Raw genomic sequence first — 17318 nt, 5'->3', positions numbered from 1 at the left:
CATGACCATGACCGCCGAGCAGGCGACCGGATTCGCGGCGAACCTCGACCGGCTCGTCGGAGCCGTCGAGGAGGTCCTGCTCGGCAAGAACCGCATCGTGCGGCTCGCGTTCACCGCGCTGCTCAGCGAGGGGCACCTGCTGCTCGAAGACGTGCCGGGCACCGGGAAGACCTCGCTCGCCCGCGCCATGGCGCAGTCGGTGTCGGGCACGAGCAACCGGGTGCAGTTCACCCCCGACCTCCTGCCCGGCGACATCACCGGAGTCACCGTGTACGACCAGCGGTCCGGACGCTTCGACTTCCACCCCGGCCCCGTCTTCGCGAACCTCGTGCTGGCCGATGAGATCAACCGCGCGAGCCCCAAGACGCAGTCCGCGCTGCTCGAGGTGATGGAGGAGGGACAGGTCACCGTCGACGGGCAGACCCACCCGGTGGGGCATCCGTTCATGGTCATCGCGACGCAGAACCCGATCGAGCAGGCGGGCACGTACCGGCTGCCGGAGGCGCAGCTCGACCGGTTCCTCATGCGCAGCTCCATCGGATATCCCGATCACGCCTCCACGATCCGCATCCTCGAGGGTGCTGACCACCGCGCCCACGAGCACGTCGTCGAACCCCAGCTCGGCCCCGACGAGGTCGTCGCCATGGCGGCGCTCGCGCGGACGGTATACGTGGATCCGACCATCCACGACTACGTCTCGCGGCTCGTGGAGGCCACGCGCACGGCCCGCGAGGTGCGGCTCGGGGTGAGCGTCCGAGGCGCGCTGGCGCTCATCCGCGCGGCGAAGACGCACGCGGCGGGACGCGGTCGCCACTACGTGGTGCCCGACGACGTGAAGGCGCTCGCCGAACCCGTGCTCGCGCACCGCCTGATCCTCGATGCCGAGGCGGAGTTCGACGGGGTGACCGCGTCGAACCTCGTCGCGCAGGTGCTGATCGAGACGCCGCCGCCGTCCGCGAGGCAGGCAGTGTGAACTTCCAGACCCGCACGACGATCCCCGAGGAGGCGGCACGGCAGGGCTTGCTGGCGGCGCTCATCGCGCGTCTCGTCGGGGTCGTCCGCCATGCCGCCGGCGTCGTCCGCGACGCGACGGCGGCGGCGCGCCAGGTCGTGACCCCGGCGGGATGGGGGATCGTCGCGGCCGCCGCGGTGGCGCTCTGCGTCGGGTACGCGTTCGGTTGGGCGGAGCTGGTGGTCATCGGCTGGGGGCTCGGCATCGCCGCCGGTGCGGCCGCGTTGTGGCTCATCGGCACGGGCGCGTCGAAGGTGACGCTGAGCGTCCCGACGCCGCGCGTCGCGGTCGGAGAACCGGCGGAAGCCCGGCTCGTCGCCGAGAACCCGGGGCATCGGCGCTTCGGCGGCGTGCAGCTGGAGCTGCCGGTCGGCGACCGTGTCGTCGAGCGCGTGCTGCCCGCGTTTCCGCGCGGCGGCGTCGTCGACGAGCGGCTGCGGATCCCCACCGAGCGTCGCGGCGTGATCCCCGTCGGGCCGGCGCGCACGGTCCGGGCCGATCCACTCGGGATCGTGCGGCGCGAGATCGTGTGGTCCGATACCGCGCTGCTGCACGTGCACCCTCGCACGGTGCCCATCGCCGCGCTCAGCACCGGCTTCGTGCGCGACCTCGAGGGCACGCCGACGCGTGATCTGACCTCGAGCGACATCGCCTTCCACGCGCTGCGCGAGTACGTTCCGGGCGACGACCGCCGGCACATCCACTGGCGCAGCTCGGCGAAGACGGGGACGTTCATGGTCCGCCAGTACGAGGAGACCCGCCGCAGCCGGCTGCTGGTCCTACTCGATCTCGACGAGTCCGCCTACGTCGACGACGACGAGTTCGAGCTCGCGGTGAGCACGGCCGCGTCGCTCGGGGCGCGGGCCATCCGAGACGCCCGGTCGCTGGCGTTCGTGACCTCGGGCGAGGCCGGCGATCGCGCGCCGGTGCGCGAGCTCGCGTCGGTGTCCCGCGACCGGCTGCTCGACGCGCTCTGCCTCGTCGAACGCCGACCGCGCGCGGCCGCCCTGCCCGACGTGGCCCGCGCCGCATCGGAGTCGCTGTCGGCGGTGTCGCTCGCGTTCGTCGTGACGGGATCGGCGAAGCCGGTGACGCCGCTCAGGGCCGCGGCTGCGCGCCTGCCGGCCGGGGTCGAGACGGTCGGCGTGCGCTGCGCGCCCGAGGGGGAGGCGACCGTGCGGCACGTGGGCGGCCTCGCCGTGTTCGGCATCGGGTACCTCGAAGACCTGCAGGCGATGCTGGCGCGGGCGGCGGCGGTCGCATGAGCCGGCCGGCGCCCGCCCGGGATCTCGTCGGCACGGCGGTCTCCCTCGTCCTCCTCGCGCTGCTGTTCGGCGCGGCGCTGATCCCGTGGTGGCCGATCTACGAGAGCGGTGCCTTCGTGCTCTGCGCGGCCCTCGCAGTGGTCGCCGGTCTCGGGATCGGGGTGGTCGGCGCATGGCGTGCCTGGCCGGCGTGGGCCGTGGCCGTGGCCGTGGCGAGCGCCTACGTGGTGCTGGGCGTGCCGGCCGCGGTCCCGTCCCGCACCGTCGCCGGCGTGCTGCCGACGCCCGCCGGCCTGGTGGACCTGCTCACGGGGACCGCGCTGTCCTGGAAACAGCTCGTCACGGTCGCCGCGCCCGTGGGCTCGTACCAGACGCTGCTCGTGCCGGTCTTCCTGCTCACCCTCACCGGCGCAGCCGTCGCGGCCACCATCGCGTTGCGGACGCGGCATCCGATCGCCGCCGTGCTGCCGCCCGCGGTGCTGCTCGTCGCGGGCGTGTCGCTCGGTGTGGTGCACGAGCAGTTCGCGGCCCCCGCCGGACTCGCGTTCCTCGCCGCGTCGGTCGCGTGGCTGGTCCGCGACGCCATCGCCAAGCGGCGCGCCCTGGGAGGCGCTCGTCGCGTCGAGGCTGCTCTCGCCGACGCACGCCGGGTCATCGGCGCCTCGGCGATCCTCGCGGTCGCGCTCGTCGGCGCCGCCGCGGTCGCCGTAGCCGTCCCCATGCCGCAGCGCACGGTGATCCGGTCCGAGCTGCAGCCCCCGTTCGAGCCGCGCGACCTCCGCAGCCCGCTCGCGGGCTTCCGCACGGCGTTCGCGCCGGAGGTCGAGGACCGGCCCATGCTCGAGGTGACCGGCCTTCCGGCGGGCGCGGGCTTGCGCATCGCAACCCTCGACACCTACGACGGCGTCGTGTACTCGGTGGGCGGCGACGACGGCAGCGCGCTGTCCGGCCGCTTCACGCGGCTGCCGTACCGACTCGATCAGAGCGACGCGGTCGGCGAGGCGGCGAAGCTCGACGTGACCGTGCTCGGCTACGACGGCGTGTGGGTGCCGGGCGCCGGTCTGCTCGAGCGCATCGAGTTCCACGGCCCCAGGCAGGCGGCGCTCGCCGACGGGTTCGTCGTGAACGACGTGACGGGTGCGGCTGCCGTGCGCGGCGGGCTGGAACCGGGCGATTCCTACACGGCATGGTCGGTCGTTCCCGAACCGGTGGATGACGTCTCGGCGCTCGAGCCGGGCACGAGCGTCCTGCCGCCGGGCGCCGACGCCCCCGAGGAGTTGGTACGCCGACTCGACGAATGGGCTCCGCGGGGAGGTACGCCGGGCGAGCGGCTCGCCGCGGTCGTCGCGGCCCTGCACGACGAGGGCTACGTCAGCCACGGGCGGCCGGGTGAGGAGCCGAGCCGGTCGGGGCACGGTCTCGACCGGCTCGCGGAGCTCGCCGCCGATCGGCCGATGATCGGCGACGGCGAGCAGTACGCCGTCGCAGCGGCCCTCATGGCCCGGGAGATCGGCTTCCCGGCACGGGTCGTGGTGGGCTACCTCCCCGATACCGACGCGGACGCGGACGTTCAGACGGCGCGGGAGCCGCTCGTGTTCCGGGGCGGTGCGCTGCAGGCGTGGATCGAGGTCCAGGAGGCCGGCGGCGCGTGGGTGCAGATCGACCCGAATCCCGAGGTGCGCGAGATCCCCGAACGCCAGCCCGACGAGCCGAACGTGGTGTCACGCCCGCAGTCCGCACTGCCGCCGCCAGAGGAGCGCACCCCGGTCGACGATCTGGGCGCGGACCCCGCGCCGGCTCCCGACGACGATGACGGTGCGGATGACCCGTGGCTCGTCGTGCTCGGAACGATCGCGCTCGTGCTCGGGGTCCTGCTCCTCGCCGCCCTCGTGCTCGCGAGCCCGTTCCTGGCGGTGATCGCGGCGAAGGCACGACGTCGTCGGATCCGACGACGCGCGGCGACGCCGAAGGCCCGCATCGAAGGTGCCTGGGAGGAGCTCGCCGACACCGCGGCCGACTACGGGATTCGGGTGCCTCCGGGAACCCGTGCCGAGCAGGCCGCGAGCGTGGGCGGGCTCGACGCCGTCGTGCTCGCGGGGGTCGTCGACCACGCCGTGTTCGGTCCCGGCGGGCCCCGCGAGGGCGACGACGACCGGGCCTGGGCGTCGGTCGACGAGCTGCGCCGACGGTTCGCGAGCGACGCCGGTCCTCGGCGGAGCCTCGCCGCCGCGATCTCGCTCGGCTCGCTCGGCGGCTACGCTGTCTCTCGGAGAGGAGCGCGCGCGTGAGATGCCGGATCTGCGGGGCGGAGCTGCCCGAGGGGGCGATGTTCTGCGGTGAATGCGGCAGTTCGACCAGTGCGACGCCCGAGTCGCGTCGTCGACCCGACCCGCGCCCGGGCGACACCACCATCCTCGATCGCGAACGGCTCTCGACGGGCGTGGTGAGCGTGCCCGTCGACGGGTTCCAACCGCTCGCGGCGCCGGCGCCCGCTACGCCGACCACCTTCACGCTGCGGTTCAGCACCGGCGAGACCCGCACGGTCTACGGCACCGGACTCGTCGGGCGCAAGCCGCTCGCGCAGCCCGGCGAGAGCTTCGACCATCTCGTGCAGATCTCCGACCGCACCCTCTCGGTCTCGAAGACCCATCTCGAGTTCGGCGAGCACGACGGCATGCTGTGGATCTCGGATCGCTTCTCGGGCAACGGCACCATCGTGCGCCGGCCCGACGACGGCGCGCTGCGCTGCGAGCCGGGCCGGAGGTACCTGGTGCCGCGAGGCAGCCGTGTGGAGCTCGCGGAGCAGTCGTTCGACGTGGAGTAGGACTCCTCCTGCACAGGCCGTCTGGCGGCGGAGGCCCGCACCGGGGGAGCACGCGCGGCTGACGGTGGCCTCGCATGCCGCTCCGATGGAGTGGTGCCACTCTCACCGACCGAGTCCGCGGCGGAGGCCGTCGGGGCCGTCGACCCCGTGGACGAGCTCGCACCGGAGCCGCTGACGCTGCCGCCCACGCCCCAGCCGGAACCGGTCCCCGGGTTCCCCGTGCTCGCATCCACGGCGCCGATGGCCGGCGCGCTCGCCCTGTGGGCCATCACCGGATCCGCGCTCTCGCTCGTGTTCGCGGCGTTCGGCCCCATCGTGGCGATCGCGTCGATGCTCGACGCCCGGCGCCAGCAGCGCAGGCGTCACCGGCGGGCGCTCGCCGAACGGAGGGCGGCGCTCGACGCCCTCGAGGCGGAGCTGGCCCGGAGACACGCCGCGGAGCTCGGCCGTGCCCGCGCGACCGCGCCCGCCGCGCGGGAGCTCGCGGCCGGAGCCCCCGGCGCGGTCTGGCGGGCCGAGCCCCCGTCCTCGCTGGTCGTCGGCGCCGGCGCGGTGCCGAGCGCGGTGCGCGTGAGCGGGGCGCCGGGCGACGACGCCGACCGCGAGCTGCTTCGTCGCGCCGCCCGGCTGGAGCAGGCCCCCATCGTCGTCGACCCGGCCGGCGGCATCGGGCTCTGCGGTCCGGGCGTGCTCGTCCGGGCAGCAGCGCGGTCGATGCTGCTGCAAGCGGCGGAGCGCGCGGCACCCGGCGCGATCTCGTTCGACGTGCCCGCTACGCCCGAATGGTCGTGGGCCGCAGTCCTGCCCCATCACGGGCGCGCCGCGGGACTGCAGGTGACCGACGCCGGCGCGACCGCGGCCCGCGCCGGCGACCCGTCGTCCGCCGCATGGCGGCTCGCCATCGCCCCGACGGAGGCCGAACTGCCTCCGGGACTTCGCACCGTCCTCCGGTTGGAGGGTCCGCAACGAGCGGTGCTCATCCGGAGGGCCGGCCTGCCCGCCGCCGCCGTGGTCGAGCCCGAGCTGCTCTCGGTCGAGGAAGCACGCGACGCCGCCGCGCGGCTGGCTGAAGCGGCGCGCCGCGCGGGGCTCGACCGGAGTGCGGCCTCCCTCCCTCGCCTCGTGCCGTTCGAGTCGCTGCCGCAGCCGGTGCGCAGGCCCGCCGACCGGACTTCGCTGTCGGTGGTGGTCGGAGCGACGGCCGACGGCGCGGTCGAGATCGACCTGGTCGGCGAAGGGCCGCACGCCCTCGTCGCCGGCACCAGCGGCAGCGGCAAGAGCGAGTTCCTGCTGGCCTGGCTCGCCGCGCTCGCCATGGTGCACCCGCCGGAGCTCGTGGCCTTCCTCCTCGTGGACTTCAAAGGCGGTGCGGCGTTCGAACCCCTGCGAGGGCTGCCGCACGTCACCGGCATCGTCACCGATCTCGACGAGACCGAGGCGCAGCGCGCGGTCGAGAGTCTCCGCGCGGAGCTCAGGCACCGGGAGCACGTGCTCAAGGCGGCGGGCGCGCGCGACATCGCGAGGCTCGGCGAGGGCACGGTGCTGCCGCGACTGGTGATCGTCGTGGACGAGTTCCAGGCGATGGTCGAGCGCTTCCCCGATCTGGCGCCCGTGATCGGCGATATCGCCGCGCGGGGCCGATCGCTCGGCGTGCACCTCGTCCTCGCCTCCCAGCGTCCGAACGGAGTGGTGCGAGAGCAGGTGACCGCGAACTGCGGCCTGCGGATCTCGCTGCGGGTGCTCGAGCGAGGCGACAGCATCGCCGTCGTGGGCGCGGAGGACGCCGCCCTGCTCGACGCGGAGGTGCCCGGACGAGCCGTCCTCGCCCGGCCGGACCGCCGTCCGGTCGAGCTGCAGAGCGCCTTCTGCTCCCTCGAGGTGCTCGAGCGGATTCGCGACGGCGCAACGGGCGCACCCGCGCGACGGCCGTGGCTGGACCCGCTGCCGGCGCGCATCGACCCGACGGAGCTCGCGCGCCTGACCGGCTCGGGAGCCGTCGACGGGAAGTCGTCCGGCGGTGCCGCCCCGCCCGAGCCGGGCCTCGTGTTCGGCCTGGTCGACGAACCCGACCTGCAGCGCTGGGGTCTCGCGTGCTGGCGGCCCGGCCCGGACGGCCACCTCCTCGTCCTGGGGGCGCCCGGCAGCGGACGGACGGGGGCGCTCAACGCCGTCGCCGGCTCGTTCGCCGATCGCTACGGTGCGGAGGCCGTGATGGTCGCCGGCGGGCCACGGAGCGCCGAATGGGATCTGCTCGATGCCGAGCTCCGGCGGCTGCGCGCCGGGATGACCGTCGAGGCCCGACTGCTCGTCATCGACGACCTCGACGCCCGGTATCGCGCCTGGCCGGAGGACCACCGCTTCAGCGTGGTCGGCACGATCGAAGCGCTCGTCCGCGAGGGACGCGCCGGCGGTCTCCGGGTCTCCGCCGCAGCGGTCGGCGCCCAAGGGCTTCCGGCGGGGATCCGCGAAGGGTTCACGACGTCGCTGCATCTCAGGCACGCGACGCGCGGCGACCTGGTCGCGGCGGGCGGCATCGGGGCGCTGTGGCGCGCGGAGGAGCCGCAGGGCGCCGGTCAGTGGCGGGGGCGCAGGATCCAGATCGTGGACGCCCCCGCACCGCCCGCGCGACCGGCCCCGGCGATCGAGGCGTGGCAGCCGCTGCCCGGGGCGGCCGTGGTGTCGGATTCGGTCGCGACGGATGTCGCGGCGCTCCGGCGGACGACGACGCTCGAGATCCTCCCGCTGTCCGCCTCGACGGATGCCGCGCATCGGGCCGCCTCCCGCGTCGGTGGCGCGGACGCGCCCATCGTGGTCGGCGATGCCGAGGCCTGGGCGGCGAACTGGATGCTGCTCGCCTCGATGCGCGATCACGGCACGCTCGTCGTGCACGGCGGCACAGGGGAGTACCGCACGGTCGTCCGCGATCGTCGTCCACCCCCGCTGCTCGACCCGGGACGTGGTCAATGCTGGGTGCTGCTGCCCGGCGCGGAGCCCGCACGGCGGCTCTGGCCCGGCACCGCCTGATCGGCCACGACGGCGGAAAACAGCAGTGAACCCGGACACAACGCACGGAATCCGAATCGAATGTTCCCAGAAATTAACGATTCGGATATCGAACCGTGAATGTGATCCCGCAGTGTGGCAGTATCTTCCCACCCCCGCAGTGAGGCGACACCGAATGGAGCACACGTGAGCGCACGGCCCCTTCCCCAGGACCCGATCATCCGATCCCTGATCGCCCAGGCCCGACGGGCGCAGCTGAACCGGCGGGCTCTCCTCGCCGGGGCCGGGGCGGGCGCCTCGGCGCTCGCGCTCGCCGCGTGCTCGAGCGGAGGCGGACAGGCCAAGCCGACCCCCGCCGCCGACAAGTCCGACAGCGACAAGACGCTGAACTGGGCGAACTGGGCCGCGTACATCGACGAGGACGACGACGGCAACTACCCCACGCTCGAGGCGTTCACCGAGCGCACCGGCATCGAGGTCAACTACGAAGTGGCCGTCGATGACAACAACACCTATTACGGCAAGGTGAAGGACCAGCTCGCGCTCGGTCAGGACATCGGCGCCGACACCGTCTGTCTCACGGACTGGATGGTCGGCCGGTGGATCCGCTTCGGCTATACGCAGGAGCTCGATCACGCCAACATCCCGAACCTCGCGAACCTCACCCCGGCGCTCCGCGACCCTGATTTCGATCCCGGGCGCGCGTATTCGGTGCCCTGGCAGGGCGGCTTCGCCGGCATCTGCTGGAACAAGGAGGCGATCCCCGGCGGGCTCGAGTCCGTCGAGGATCTGTGGAACCCCGACCTCAAGGGTCGCGTCGGCGTGCTCTCCGAGATGCGCGACACCATGGGACTGCTCATGCTGCAGAACGGCGTCGACATCGCCGGTGACTGGGGCGACGACGAGTACAGCGCGGCCATCGATGTGCTCCGCAAGCAGGTCGAAGACGGCCAGGTCCGCAACATCAAGGGCAACTCGTACCTGGAAGACCTGAAGAGCGAGGACACGCTCGCGGCGATCTGCTGGTCGGGCGACATCACCGTCATCAACGCCGAGGCGGGCGACAAGTGGGAGTTCGCGATCCCGAGCGCCGGCGGCACGCTCTGGAACGACAACTTCCTCGTGCCCATCGGCTCCAGCCGGAAGACGAACGCGGAGAAGCTCATCGATTACTACTACGAGCCGGAGGTCGCCGCCGAGGTCGCGGCGTGGGTGAACTACATCACTCCCGTCGTCGGCGCGAAGGAGGCGGCCATGGCGATCGATCCCGCGCTCGCCGAGAACCCGCTCATCTTCCCCGACGAGGCCTTCCTCGAGCAGGCGCACATCTTCCGCACGCTGTCGGGCGCCGAGGAGCAGAAGTACCAGGCCGAGTTCCAGAGCATCCTGCTCGGTTCGTGATCCGGAGCAGCAGCATGGCAGTACGCGAATTCGCCGAGCGCGGCGCAGACCTCGAGCTCGTCGGCATCCAGAAGCGCTTCCCGGGCTTCACGGCCATCGAGGAGCTCGACCTCACCATCCCCGCGGGCTCGTTCTTCGCTTTGCTCGGCCCGTCGGGCTGCGGCAAGACGACGACTCTGCGGCTGGTCGCGGGTCTGGAGGAGCCGACGCGGGGGCGCATCCTCATCGGCGGGAAGGACGTCACGGCGACGAAGGCCCACGAACGTCCCGTCAACACCGTGTTCCAGAGCTACGCGCTCTTCCCGCACATGAGCATCCTCGAGAACGTCGCGTTCGGCCTGAAACGGCGCCGCATCGGCGACCCCGTCGCGAAGGCCCACGAAGCGCTCCGGCTCGTCCAGCTCGACCACCTCGCCCAGCGCAAGCCCCAGCAGCTCTCGGGCGGCCAGCAGCAGCGCGTCGCCCTCGCCCGCGCCATCGTGAACCGGCCCGCGCTGCTCCTGCTCGACGAGCCGCTCGGCGCGCTCGACCTGAAGCTCCGCCGGCAGATGCAGCTCGAACTGAAGGGCATCCAGGAGGAGGTCGGCCTGACGTTCCTCCACGTCACGCACGACCAGGAGGAGGCCATGACCATGGCCGACACCGTGGCTGTGATGAACAAGGGCGCCATCGAGCAGATGGGCGCACCCGAGGAGCTCTACGACCTTCCCCGCACCGTGTTCGTGGCGAACTTCCTCGGCCAATCGAACCTGTTCACCGGCGAGGTCGTGGAGAGCACGTCGCAGGCGATCACGATCGAGGCGGGCGGCCGACGCGTCACCGTCCCGACCGCTCGCGCCCAGGTGCACGGCGGCACCGTCACCGTCGGAGTGCGGCCCGAGAAGGTCGTCCTGCACGTCGACGAACCGGTCGAGTCCTCGGAACGCAACCTCGTGGGCCCGGGCCGCGTGGTCGACGTCTCCTTCTCCGGCGTGAGCACGCAGTACCTGGTCGACGTACCCGGGCTCGGCACGCTCCTCGTGTTCGCGCAGAACGTCGGGCACGGCCCGGTCGCCGGGCTCGGCAGCGAGGTCTGGGTGAGCTGGCACGTCGAGCACGGCTTCGGCCTGGCCGACGGGCCGGCCGACACCGCCCGCTTCGTGGCCGACGACTCGACCAGCGCGATCGCGGCTCAGCGCCGCGAGGACCTCGTCGCGGAGCTCGAGGAGCACTGACGATGGCGTTCGCTGCATTCGCGACGGCGGAGGCGAAACCGCAGGCGCCGAAGAAGCGCAGTCGCGTCGCGCTGCTGCTCCTGCTGCCCGGCATCGCCTACCTCGTCCTGTTCTTCCTGACCCCGTTGGTGTCCCTGCTGCTCACCTCGCTGCAGGCGCCGCGGGAGTTCGGGGACATCGGACAGTACGACTACGCATTCAACTGGCAGAACTACGCCGACGTCATCTCGGGCTATTGGGAGCACATCCTGCGCTCCTTCGGCTACGCGCTCGCGGCCACCGTGCTGGCGCTCGCGTTCAGCTACCCGCTGGCGTACTTCATCGGCGTGAAGGCGAGGCGATGGCCGCTGCTGCAGAGTCTGATGCTCGTGCTGGTGATCGCCCCGTTCTTCATCAGCTTCCTGCTCCGAACGCTCGCCTGGAAGCAGATCCTGTCGGACGAGTCGTTCATCATCACCTCGCTGAAGGCGTTGTCGCTCATGGCGCCCGACGCCCACTTCACCGGCACCCCGTTCGCCGTCATCTTCGGTCTGACGTACAACTTCATCCCGTTCATGACGCTGCCGCTCTACACGACCCTCGAGCGGCTCGATCTCCGGTACCTCGAAGCCGGCGCAGATCTCTACGCGAGCCCGTTCCAGGTGTTCCGCAAGGTGACCATCCCCCTCTCGATGCCCGGCATCGTCGCGGGAACGCTCCTCACCTTCATCCCCGCCGCGGGCGACTACGTCAACGCCAGCCGTGACTTCCTCGGCGGGCCCGACACCCAGATGATGGGCAACGTCATCGAGGCGAACTTCCTCGTGTTGCTGAACTATCCGGCGGCGGCCGCGCTGTCGATCATCCTCATGGCCGCGATCCTCGTGCTCGTCGGCGTCTACGTGAAGCGCTCGGGAACGGAGGACCTGCTGTGAGCGGAGAAGTCCAGGCAGCCGCCGTCCTCGGCGGGCTGAGCGAGAACGAGCAGCTCGACGCGACCCGCGGCCAGGCGGGCGGGCGCCCGCGTCCTCGGCGCATCGGCCTCGGCGACTGGCTCCTGCCCGCGTATGCGGTCATCGCGTTCGTGTTCCTCTTGATTCCGATCGCCTACACGTTCGTCTTCTCGTTCAACGACTCGATCAAGTCGAACATCTCGTGGCGCGGGTTCACCTTCGACAAGTGGGTGAACGTGTGCAACGTCGAGGGTGGCGCGGTGTGCCAGGCGTTCGGCAACAGCGTCGTCATCGGTGTGGTGTCGACGCTCATCGCCACGGTGCTCGGCACGACGATCGCGATCGCGCTCGTCCGTTACCGCTTCAAGGCGCGCTCGGCGATCAGCCTGCTGCTGTTCCTGCCGATGGCGACGCCGGAGGTCGTGCTCGGTGCCGGGCTCGCGGCGCAGTTCCTCGCGGTCGGCGTGCCGAAGGACATGCTGACGATCATCCTGGCGCACACGATGTTCTGCATCAGCTTCGTGGTCGTCACCGTGAAGGCGCGGGTCGCGAGCCTCGACCCCGCGCTCGAAGAGGCGGGCCGCGACCTCTACGGGTCGCCCGCGCAGGTGTTCTGGCGGGTCACCTTCCCGCTGCTGATGCCCGGCATCCTCGCCGCCGCGCTGCTGTCGTTCGCGTTGAGCTTCGACGACTTCATCATCACGAACTTCAACTCGGGCTCGGTGACGACGTTCCCGAAGTACGTGTACATCTCGGCGTCGCGCGGCATCCCGGCCGAGGCGAACGTCATCGCCTCCGCGGTCTTCCTGTTCGCGATCGTGCTCGTCATCGCCGCCCAGGTCTCGCGCGCCGCGCGCGCGAAACGACTCGCGAAGCTCGGCTGAACCTCGAGCGGCCGGGTCGTCCGCCGACCCGGCCGCTCGAGCGCGTCAGACCGTGGCGCGGATCTCCCCGACCGGGCGGTCGCCGCCCATGATCCAGAGGTCGAGCTCTGCCTGCACGGCGTCGACCGCGTCGTGCTCGAGTGCACCGGCATCGGCGAGCAGGCGCAGGGCGACGATGGTGGTCGCGCGGGCGCTGCCGTCGAGCACCTTCACGGCGGTGGAGGTGCCGTTCGGCGCGGTCATGACCATGAGCCCCTCGGCGCCGATCTTCGCGAACACACCGAGACGCTCCATCGCGATGGTGTCGGGGCGCCCCGGTCCGCCGACCGCCCACGGATGCTCCGTGGCCGCCTCGGTGAGGACGGCGGCCTCGCGGAACAGCGCGAACGGCGAGCTCGTCTGCGCGGTGGTGATCTTCTGGATGCCGCGCGCGAGCCCGGTGAGGCTGACCGCGTGCACGGGCGCGCCGCAGCCGTCGACGCCGCTCGCGGCCGGCCGTTCGCCGGTGAACCGTTCGAGCACGTCGAGCACTTTGCGCTGCATCGGATGCTCGGGGGCGAGGTATCCCTCGAGCGGCCAGTCGTTCGCGGCGCAGGCGAGCAGCATGGCGGCGTGCTTGCCGGAGCACTCCATGTAGACCCGCTCCTTCGCGCCACCCGACCGGATGACCTGGTCGCGCGCCGCCGTGTCGATCGGGAGCGCCAGCGGGCAGCCGAGCGCGGTCGCCGGAATGCGCTCACGGGCGAGGAGCCCGCGCACGAGGGCGACGTGGGCCGCCGTTCCGGAATGGCTCGCGGTGGCGATCGCGGCGTCTTCGCCGCGGAGGGTGACCCCCGAGGTCATCGACGCGACCGCCTGGAACGGCTTCAGCGTGCTGCGGGGGAAGACGGGGGAGCGCACGTCGCCGAGCGAGCGCGCCACCTCACCATCGGGCCCGAGCACGACGGCGGAGCCGGCGTGTCGGGACTCAACGAAACCACTGCGCTCGACCACGGCGAGTTCGACGGCGTCTGAGACGGAGAAGGTGCCGGCCACGGCTCAGCCGAGGGCCGCGAAGCCGTCGTCGAGCACGCGCAGGGCGTCGTCGATGAGCTCGTCGCCCACCGCGAGGCTCGGCAGGAAGCGCAGGACGTTGCCCCAGGTGCCGGCGTTCAGGAAGAGCACGCCGTGCTGCGCGGCGTACGCGATGAGCGAGCTCACCGCCTCGGGGTTCGGCTGCTTCGTCGTGTCGCGGGTGCCGGGCTGCACGAGCTCGATGGCGACCATCGCGCCCTTGCCCCGGATGTCGCCGATGACGTCGTACCGTTCGCGCAGGCGTTCGAGGCCGGTCGTCAGGGTGCGTTCGATGCGTTCCGCCTCGGCGAGCAGGCCGTTCGCCTCGATCGACTCGAAGACGGCGACGGCGGCCGCGCATGCGACCGGGTTGCCGCCGAACGTGCCGCCGAGGCCGCCGGGCTGCGAGGCATCCATGATCTCGGCACGACCGGTGACCGCGGCGAGCGGCAGGCCGCCCGCGATGCCCTTCGCGGAGAGGACGAGGTCGGGCTCCCAGCCGAAGTGCTCGCTCGCGTACCAGCGCCCGGTGCGAGCCATGCCCGACTGGATCTCGTCGGCGATCATGACGACGCCGTGCTCGGTGCACCAGGCCTGCAGGGTGGGCAGGAACCCGTCAGCAGGCACCACGAAGCCGCCCTCGCCCTGGATCGGCTCGACGACGAGGCAGGCGAGGTCGGTCGCGCCGACGACCTTCTCGAGGTAGGCGATCGTGCGGGCCGCGGCGTCTTCGCCGGACAGGCCGTCGCGGTAGGGGTACGAGTTCGGCGCGTGGTAGACGTCGCCCGCGAACGGCCCGTAGCCGGTCGCGTACGGGTGAGCCTTGTAGTTCATCGCCATCGTGAGGTTGGTGCGGCCGTGGTAGGCGTGGTCGAGCACGGCGACCGCGCGGCGGCCCGTGAACTTGCGGGCGATCTTCACGCCGTTCTCGACGGCCTCGGCGCCGGAGTTGACGAGCACGCTCTTCTTCGCCCAGTCGCCGGGGGTGCGCTCGGCGAGCAGCTCCGCGACACGCACGTACTCCTCGTAGGGCGTGATCGTGAAGAGCGTGTGGATGACGTCCTGCAGCTGACCGGCCGCGGCGGCGACGACGCTCGCCTCGGTGTGCCCGATCGTGGTCACGCCGATGCCGGCGCCGAAGTCGACGAAACGGTTGCCGTCGACGTCGACGAGGATCGCGCCGTTCGCCCGCTCGATGTAGACGGGCAGGGCGCTGGACACCCCGTCGGAGACGACCGCGCGGCGTCGCTCGTGCAGCTCCTGCGACTTCGGGCCGGGGACGGCGGTGACGATCTTGCGCTCCTGCGGGACGGTGAAGACCGGAGCGGCTTCCTGGGCGTCGATGGTGTCAGTCATGGTCGTCCCAGCTTATCGCCGCGGTCGGCCCCGGCCCCGGGCCGGGACGGCAGAATCGAAGTGGGGAAGCGACAGACGGGAGGCTGCATGCGGCTCGGAGAACACCGGTTCCAGGTGCGGCTCGACTGGACGGGCGCGGACGCCGGCGACCCTGATTCGCAGGCCGGTCCGCGCGGGCTCGCCGCGGCCGCGCGGTCGCCCGAGCGACGCGCGCACGTCGTGCGTGCGGACGGCAAGCTGCACGCCATCGAGGGCTCCGCCGCGCGGCCGTTCCACGGCGACCCGGCACGCTGGAACCCCGAGGAGCTCCTCCTCGCCGCGCTCGCGGACTGCCACCTGCTGTCGTACCTCTACGTCGCTGCTCGCGACGGCGTCGTCGTGCGCGACTACTCGGATGCCGCGACCGCGACCCTGCGCCAGGACGGCCGGGGCGGCGGGTCGATCGTCGAGGCGGTGCTGCGCCCCAGGGTCGTCGTCGCCGAAGACGGCATGGTCGAAGCGGCGCTGGCGCTGCACGCCGAGGCATCCGCCCTCTGTTTCATCGCCTCGTCGGTGGCGTTCCCCGTCCGCCACGAGCCGACGATCCTGGTCGCGGACGGCTGATCGGCCGGCGGGAGCCGGTCGCGCGCGGCGTCAGTTCGCCGGCACCGACGGCACCGTGGCCATCGGCTCGGGGCACGGGTCGCCGCCGATGAGCCTCGTGCACGGCGGCAGGAAACCCGGGAACCGCTCCGCGGTGGGGTCGCCGAACCAGCGGTGCCAGATGCGCCAGAAGTTCAGGTTGCCCCACGCCGAGCAGCCGTCGCCGGCGTCGGGGTCGGCGAGGGTCGCCGCGTTCGGCTGGTACGGCGTGTAGTTGTAGAGATTCGCCGTCGCCTGGTTGCGGATGACCACGGGCGCCGCGCCGCACGCGGCGTCGGGGTTGAAGCCGACGTCGACCGTGCCGATGCGGTACGCGCGATCGGGCTCCTCGGTGTACTGCCGGAACTGCCACGCCGCGTTGTAGACCTGGTTGAAGAAGCCGAAGTACTTCTGCTCGCAGTCGGCCGTGTCGGGGCATCCGTAGCCGGTGGCCCGCGTGTAGCCGTGCTCGCTCGGCCGGGTGAGCAGCGACTGCTCCTTCTGGAGGAGCACGATCAGCGTCTTCGGGCTGATGCCGCAGGCCTCGGCGACCTTCGCGACGATGCGGCTCGCGCGCTCGCGGATACCGCCCTGGTACGGCGCGCAGTGCCCGGGACCGGCGTCGGGCTGGTCGATCGTGCTCTCGCGGAAGTCGGCCAGGCAGCGCACGCCCTCGTCGGGTCGGCAGGAGACCGACTCGAAGAACGCCTGGATCTCGGCCTCGCTCATCGTCTCGGCGTGGTAGAAGCTGTCGTCGCTCACGATGTAGCCCGGGTCGAACTCGGTCGCGGGCGGCTCGGGAGCGGGCGTCGCGGATGCGGCGGTCGTCGCGGCCCCGGCCGTCGTGCTCGCCCCGGCGCCGGCGAGCGGAGCGCAGCCGCTCACGACGAGCGCGACGGCGACCGCCAGGCCGGCGAGGAGCGGGACGGATCTCATCCACTCGACCGTACCCGGATCGGCTGCCACCGCGCTGGGAATCGGATGCCCCGCGCGTCGCGCTCAGACCCGCTCGTGCGGGACGATGCGGTCGGCGAGGCGAGCGAGCGCGCCCTGCGGGGGAGCCTCGTTGTAGACGCCCGCGAGCTCCTGCCCGCTGAGCGCGTGGATGGCGGCCATGATCTCGTCGGTCGCCTGCCGCCGAGCCCGGCCGGAGGTCGCGGGGCCGTGGTGGGAGAGGTCGAGGGGCTCGCCGAACCGCACGGTGACGGGGGCGATCCGCGGCAACTTCGAGCCGACCGGCTGGATCTCCTGGGTGCCGATCAGGCCGACGGGCACGACCGTCGCGCCGGTGGTCAGGGCGAGCCAGGCGACGCCCGTGCGGCCGCGGTACAGGCGGCCGTCGAGCGAGCGGGTGCCCTCGGGGTAGAGCGCGAACGCGTTGCCCGCCTCGAGGATGCGCCGGCCCTGATCGAGCGCCTCCTGCGCCTGCGACCCGGCACCCCGCTCGACCGAGACGGCGCCGATCGCGCCGAAGAACGTACGCGAGACCCAGCCCTTCAGGCCGGTTCCCGTGAAGTAGTGCGACTTCGCGAGGAACTGCACCGGGCGGGGCGCCGCGAGGGGGATGACGATGCTGTCGACGAACGACAGGTGGTTCGAGGCGAAGATGACGGGTCCGCGTCGGGGCACGAGTTCGGCGCCGGTGATCTTCGGCCGGTACACGAGGCGGACGAGGGGGCGCAGGATGCCGCGAACCACCAGGTACAACGGCCCGGGACGCTTCGGTGCGGCCGGGACGGCGTCAGCTTCGATC

General features: G+C 72.3%; 14 protein-coding genes. 10 read left to right on the top strand and 4 right to left on the bottom strand.

The features are described from left to right. Position 1 precedes the first annotated feature (1 nt). From ABIQ69_RS10795 to ABIQ69_RS10755, 9 genes are all read left to right on the top strand, one after another. Positions 2-973 carry a MoxR family ATPase gene (locus tag ABIQ69_RS10795; protein ID WP_350347122.1) on the top strand — a complete coding sequence of 324 codons (972 nt, stop codon included), beginning with the start codon at positions 2-4 and terminating at the stop codon, positions 971-973. After that, entirely contained in the window at positions 970-2277 is a 1308-nt protein-coding gene (locus ABIQ69_RS10790; RefSeq protein ID WP_350347121.1) for a DUF58 domain-containing protein, read from the top strand. The genes ABIQ69_RS10795 and ABIQ69_RS10790 overlap by 4 nt, the downstream gene beginning before the upstream one ends. Beyond that, positions 2274-4565, top strand: a complete 2292-nt coding sequence (locus ABIQ69_RS10785) for a transglutaminase-like domain-containing protein (protein ID WP_350347120.1) — start codon at positions 2274-2276, stop codon at positions 4563-4565. The genes ABIQ69_RS10790 and ABIQ69_RS10785 overlap by 4 nt, the downstream gene beginning before the upstream one ends. Beyond that, a complete protein-coding gene (locus ABIQ69_RS10780) occupies positions 4562-5101 on the top strand; it encodes a zinc-ribbon domain-containing protein (RefSeq protein ID WP_350347119.1) in 540 nt (179 codons plus the stop codon). Before ABIQ69_RS10785 ends, ABIQ69_RS10780 begins: the two co-directional genes overlap by 4 nt. A 93-nt stretch (positions 5102-5194) precedes the next feature. Continuing rightward, positions 5195-8125, top strand: coding sequence for an FtsK/SpoIIIE domain-containing protein (locus ABIQ69_RS10775; RefSeq protein WP_350347118.1), 2931 nt, complete (start codon positions 5195-5197; stop codon positions 8123-8125). Between the two features lie 165 nt (positions 8126-8290). Next, the gene (locus ABIQ69_RS10770) at positions 8291-9505 is read left to right on the top strand and encodes a spermidine/putrescine ABC transporter substrate-binding protein (RefSeq protein WP_350347117.1); all 1215 of its coding nucleotides are present in this window, start codon (positions 8291-8293) and stop codon (positions 9503-9505) included. 14 nt (positions 9506-9519) lie between these two features. Beyond that, positions 9520-10719: an ABC transporter ATP-binding protein gene (locus tag ABIQ69_RS10765; protein WP_350347116.1), complete on the top strand. Its 1200-nt coding sequence runs from the start codon at positions 9520-9522 to the stop codon at positions 10717-10719. Between the two features lie 2 nt (positions 10720-10721). After that, positions 10722-11633 (top strand): ABC transporter permease, encoded by a 912-nt coding sequence (locus tag ABIQ69_RS10760; RefSeq protein ID WP_350347115.1) that lies wholly within the window; start codon positions 10722-10724, stop codon positions 11631-11633. Positions 11634-11734: 101 nt separating this feature from the next. Next, positions 11735-12535 carry an ABC transporter permease gene (locus ABIQ69_RS10755; RefSeq protein ID WP_350350008.1) on the top strand — a complete coding sequence of 267 codons (801 nt, stop codon included), beginning with the start codon at positions 11735-11737 and terminating at the stop codon, positions 12533-12535. A 45-nt stretch (positions 12536-12580) separates the two neighbouring features. Here ABIQ69_RS10755 and ABIQ69_RS10750 read toward each other — a convergent pair whose 3' ends face one another. Both ABIQ69_RS10750 and gabT read right to left on the bottom strand, forming a co-directional pair. Further along, positions 12581-13570 (bottom strand): asparaginase, encoded by a 990-nt coding sequence (locus ABIQ69_RS10750; RefSeq protein WP_350347114.1) that lies wholly within the window; start codon positions 13568-13570, stop codon positions 12581-12583. Between the two features lie 3 nt (positions 13571-13573). Then, a complete protein-coding gene (gabT, locus tag ABIQ69_RS10745; RefSeq protein ID WP_350347113.1) occupies positions 13574-14944 on the bottom strand; it encodes a 4-aminobutyrate--2-oxoglutarate transaminase in 1371 nt (456 codons plus the stop codon). Positions 14945-15031: 87 nt separating this feature from the next. Here gabT and ABIQ69_RS10740 point away from each other — a divergent pair, with 87 nt between their 5' ends. Beyond that, the gene (locus tag ABIQ69_RS10740; RefSeq protein WP_350347112.1) at positions 15032-15547 is read left to right on the top strand and encodes an OsmC family protein; all 516 of its coding nucleotides are present in this window, start codon (positions 15032-15034) and stop codon (positions 15545-15547) included. 30 nt (positions 15548-15577) lie between these two features. Here ABIQ69_RS10740 and ABIQ69_RS10735 read toward each other — a convergent pair whose 3' ends face one another. Both ABIQ69_RS10735 and ABIQ69_RS10730 read right to left on the bottom strand, forming a co-directional pair. After that, positions 15578-16501: a hypothetical protein gene (locus tag ABIQ69_RS10735; RefSeq protein WP_350347111.1), complete on the bottom strand. Its 924-nt coding sequence runs from the start codon at positions 16499-16501 to the stop codon at positions 15578-15580. Positions 16502-16564: 63 nt separating this feature from the next. Further along, the gene (locus ABIQ69_RS10730) at positions 16565-17317 is read right to left on the bottom strand and encodes a lysophospholipid acyltransferase family protein (protein ID WP_350350007.1); all 753 of its coding nucleotides are present in this window, start codon (positions 17315-17317) and stop codon (positions 16565-16567) included. Between the last annotated feature and the right edge of the window lies 1 nt (position 17318).

Source organism: Agromyces sp. G08B096 (assembly GCF_040267705.1).
Lineage (GTDB): Bacteria > Actinomycetota > Actinomycetes > Actinomycetales > Microbacteriaceae > Agromyces.
Note: the sequence above shows the minus strand (reverse complement) of the source record. Positions and strands in the feature narration are given on the sequence as shown.

Coding starts and splice junctions, on each gene's coding strand:
- gabT (WP_350347113.1), bottom strand. CDS start 14,944: ATGACTGACACCATCGACGCCCAGGAAGCCGCTCCGGTCTTCACCGTC.
- ABIQ69_RS10735 (WP_350347111.1), bottom strand. CDS start 16,501: ATGAGATCCGTCCCGCTCCTCGCCGGCCTGGCGGTCGCCGTCGCGCTC.
- ABIQ69_RS10760 (WP_350347115.1), top strand. CDS start 10,722: ATGGCGTTCGCTGCATTCGCGACGGCGGAGGCGAAACCGCAGGCGCCG.
- ABIQ69_RS10740 (WP_350347112.1), top strand. CDS start 15,032: ATGCGGCTCGGAGAACACCGGTTCCAGGTGCGGCTCGACTGGACGGGC.
- ABIQ69_RS10795 (WP_350347122.1), top strand. CDS start 2: ATGACCATGACCGCCGAGCAGGCGACCGGATTCGCGGCGAACCTCGAC.
- ABIQ69_RS10785 (WP_350347120.1), top strand. CDS start 2,274: ATGAGCCGGCCGGCGCCCGCCCGGGATCTCGTCGGCACGGCGGTCTCC.
- ABIQ69_RS10765 (WP_350347116.1), top strand. CDS start 9,520: ATGGCAGTACGCGAATTCGCCGAGCGCGGCGCAGACCTCGAGCTCGTC.